Raw genomic sequence first — 2176 nt, 5'->3', positions numbered from 1 at the left:
CTCGACAACCGGTTCTTCCGGTAGCTGTCCACCGATTTAGATAGCGGTCGTGAGTGGCGACACTGTCGCGTCGGCGGCAGTGCGCCGCCGACAGCGACGGTCCATCCTGAAGATCACACTCACCAGCGCTTCGAAGACGCTCCATGACCAGTTCCATCTGATTCATCGCCATCAGACGAGATTACGCAGCTGTCGATGTGATCGACTGAGCCTTACTGGGCCATGGCGTACGACGGCGGCCCGGACGGGGACCAGGCCTGCGGGCTGGTCGCCGAGGAGAACTCGGACGGATACACAGGGTTCTGGACGAACGACCCGGCGACCGTCGACGACATCTCGACGGCGCTGGGTGCGGTTTAATCCGCGCTCGTCTCGGCTATCGAACAGCCGGAGTCAACTTCTTACACACCGGCCGGCACGCACACTCAAGTCCCCGCCGCGAGACGTGTCGCCATGGACACCGAACGGTTTCTGTTCGTCTCCGCGGACGCGGCGCTGATCACGGACCTCGCGTGGCAGGTTCACCGCGAGGGCCACGACGTGAAATACTACATCGAGGCCGAACGCGATCAGGAGATCGGGAACGGTTTCGTCCCGAAGACCGACGACTGGCGCGCAGAAGTCGACTGGGCGGATGTCATCGTTTTCGACGATATCTGGGTCGGTTCCGACATCGGCACGGGTGAACTCGCCGAGGAGCTCCGTGAGAGAGGGAAGGCCGTCGTCGGCGGGACGCCGAACACCGATCATCTCGAAGAGGATCGAGGATACGCGATGGAGATCCTCGAAGAACACGGTGTGAACACCGTCGAACACCACATCTTCGACAGCTTCGACGCGGGGATACAACACGTCCAAGAGAACCCTGCCCCGTATGTGATCAAACCACTCGGCGAAGTCCAGAACGTCAAGCGCTTACTGTACGTCGGCAACGAGGACGACGGAAGTGACGTCGTAGACGTGTTGAAGGCGTACAGGAAGGCGTGGGGTCACCGCATGAAGGGGTTCCAGCTGCAGCGCAAAGTAGAGGGCGTCGAAGTCGCTATCTGCGGGTTCTTCAACGGCGACGAGTTCATTGACCAGGTCAATTTCAATTTTGAGCATAAGAAATTGTTCCCGGGGAACATCGGTCCCTCGACCGGCGAGATGGGGACCTCGATGTTCTGGGCGGGCCAGAACAAACTCTTCAAAGAAACCTTCGGGAAAATCGAAGACTGGCTCGCCAACGAAGGCTACGTCGGGAGCATCGACATCAACTGTATCGTCAATCAAAACGGGATTTACCCCTTGGAGTTCACGCCGCGGTTCGGGTACCCGACCATTGCGCTGCAAGAAGAGTCGATCGAGTCGTCCACCGGAGAATTCGTCTCCGATCTCGCGCACGGCAACAAGCCAGCGGTAGACGTTCACAACGGATACCAAATTGCCGTCCGAGTCGTTCTGCCGCCGTTCCCGTTTGACGACGAGAGGACGTACGACGAGAACTCGCGGAACGCGGCCGTGGTGTTCGAGACGGAGAGCCGCGAAGGCATTCATCTTGAAGACGCTAAAAAAGTTGACGGCCAGTGGCGCGTCGCCGGCGACAACGGGATGCCCATCGTCGTGACCGGCAAGGGAGAGACGATGCAAGCAGCACGGGAGCAAGCATACGACCGCATCGATGGCATCGTCATGCCGAACATGTACTACCGCGACGACATCGGTGAACGGTGGGTCAACGGCGACGGGGACCGACTGCAGGCGTGGGGGTACCTCGGGCCGTAGTCGTCGGTGCGAAACCTGGCAGGCTATCTTTCTACGAGGAGAGAATCCCGGCGTTTACGGAGAATCAAGGAGAAAGCCTCGCGCTTCAGCGCGGGGATGAATCCGACAATTCTCTCCAGCAACCACGAACTTCTGGTCGGGTGTTTTAACTGAGTGATCGTTGTATTAATAGTTATCCGAGGCGGTCTATCCGCCCACTTAATCGGACAATATCGGGACTCCCGACCACACACAGAAAGCACCCTTTCTGTTGTAGTGTTCGGGTGGCTGTGTTGAATCGCCATACAGCAGCGAGGTAGGCCGCTAAATCAAAGGAGTTGAAGCGGGAGAATGCGGTTGTCTATGACGCAGATCTCCCGCTTCATCGAGGAAGTTGTGCCGGTTGCTCAAAGAGTTACTGGCGATGGAGGCG

Annotated in this window: 2 protein-coding genes; both read left to right on the top strand. The window is 58.5% G+C overall.

Features of this window, described 5'->3' with window-relative positions; translation table 11 throughout:
* The first annotated feature begins 222 nt into the window (after nt 1-222).
* Nucleotides 223-360 carry a hypothetical protein gene (locus EDM04_RS18320; protein ID WP_394338995.1) on the top strand — a complete coding sequence of 46 codons (138 nt, stop codon included), beginning with the start codon at nt 223-225 and terminating at the stop codon, nt 358-360.
* Between the two features lie 93 nt (nt 361-453).
* Nucleotides 454-1764, top strand: a complete 1311-nt coding sequence (locus tag EDM04_RS18315) for a phosphoribosylamine--glycine ligase (RefSeq protein WP_123624659.1) — start codon at nt 454-456, stop codon at nt 1762-1764.
* Nucleotides 1765-2176: the final 412 nt, after the last annotated feature.

This window comes from Halorubrum sp. CSM-61 (assembly GCF_003781945.1).
Taxonomy (GTDB): Archaea; Halobacteriota; Halobacteria; order Halobacteriales; family Haloferacaceae; genus Halorubrum.
The sequence above is the reverse complement of the archived record's forward strand: the minus strand, read 5'-3'. Positions and strand labels throughout refer to the sequence as shown.

What these genes read in the sequence shown, in the direction of transcription:
- EDM04_RS18320 (WP_394338995.1), top strand. Translation starts at nt 223, where the DNA reads ATGGCGTACGACGGCGGCCCGGACGGGGACCAGGCCTGCGGGCTGGTC.
- EDM04_RS18315 (WP_123624659.1), top strand. Translation starts at nt 454, where the DNA reads ATGGACACCGAACGGTTTCTGTTCGTCTCCGCGGACGCGGCGCTGATC.